The sequence below is a fragment of the Aquipuribacter hungaricus genome, from assembly GCF_037860755.1.
Taxonomy (GTDB): Bacteria; Actinomycetota; Actinomycetes; order Actinomycetales; family JBBAYJ01; genus Aquipuribacter; species Aquipuribacter hungaricus.
Genome location: NZ_JBBEOI010000471.1, coordinates 1 through 902 on the forward strand (window position 1 = coordinate 1; position 902 = coordinate 902).

The 902-nt window shown below is 79.8% G+C and carries 2 protein-coding genes; both read right to left on the reverse strand.

Annotated features, from left to right (window positions below; all coding sequences use genetic code 11):
- Positions 1–146: 146 nt before the first annotated feature.
- Positions 147–374 (reverse strand): hypothetical protein, encoded by a 228-nt coding sequence (locus WCS02_RS20685; protein ID WP_340296196.1) that lies wholly within the window; start codon positions 372–374, stop codon positions 147–149.
- 309 nt (positions 375–683) lie between these two features.
- On the reverse strand, positions 684–902 hold a 219-nt coding region (locus tag WCS02_RS20690; RefSeq protein ID WP_340296197.1), incomplete at its 5' end, for a LysM peptidoglycan-binding domain-containing protein.

Consider the following 902-nt stretch of genomic DNA (forward strand, 5'->3'; position numbering starts at 1 on the left):
GCGTCGCCGACCCCCGGGGGCAGCGGCGCCCGGAGCACCCGCACGGGCTCGTCACCGGGGCGTCGTCGCTGGGTGGGCACGCTCCCATGGTGCTCGCCCCCGGGGCCGGCGGTCGAGCGCCCGTGCGCCGGCGGTCGAACCGGGTCTCAGCCCCCGACGGTCCTGGCCGTCGGCGCGGGCACGCGGACGTCGGCGTCGGCCGCGTCGGAGGGCGTCGTGATCGTCAGGGAGGCGATGGCCAGCAGGCCCGCGAGCAGCAGCGGCGGGCCCATCCGGCGGGAGGTGCGGCGAGGACGGCGGGTGCGGCGGCGGGGCGTGATCGCCGCGCGCGCCCCGACGTCCGCGCGGTGACGGGCGGTGCGTCGTGCTGGCATGCGGTGGCTCCTCGAGAGACGTCCGTGGCTCCTCGTCAGGGCCCCCGCCCCCCGGACCCGCGGCTGCGGGACACCCCACGGAAGCACGGGCGGGCGAGGAGGGCCAAGTCGGCGTACCCGCCCCTGACCTGCGGTGACGTCCGGTGCACCGGCTGTGCGCAGCTCGTGGCTGTCCGTGGGGCGGCCGTCGCGGGCAGTCGCAGACCCGCGGTCCGGGGGACTGCCGGGACGCACCAGCGCCCCCGGCCGGGAGACCGGGGGCGCTCGTCGTGCGTGGTGCGGGTGGTGGCGGTGCTGCCGGTGCTGCGCTCAGCCGAGCCGCAGCTGCTGGCCGATCCGGATGAGGCCGGGGTTGGCGCCGACGACGTCGCGGTTGGCGGCGTACAGCGACTGCCAGGTCGTGCCGTTGGCGCGGGCGATCGAGCCGAGGGTGTCCCCCGAGCGGACCGTGTAGACCCGGCCCGACGGCGCCGCGGGGGCGGCGGGGGCCGGCTGCGCGGCGGGCGCGGTGGGGGCGGGCGCGGGGGC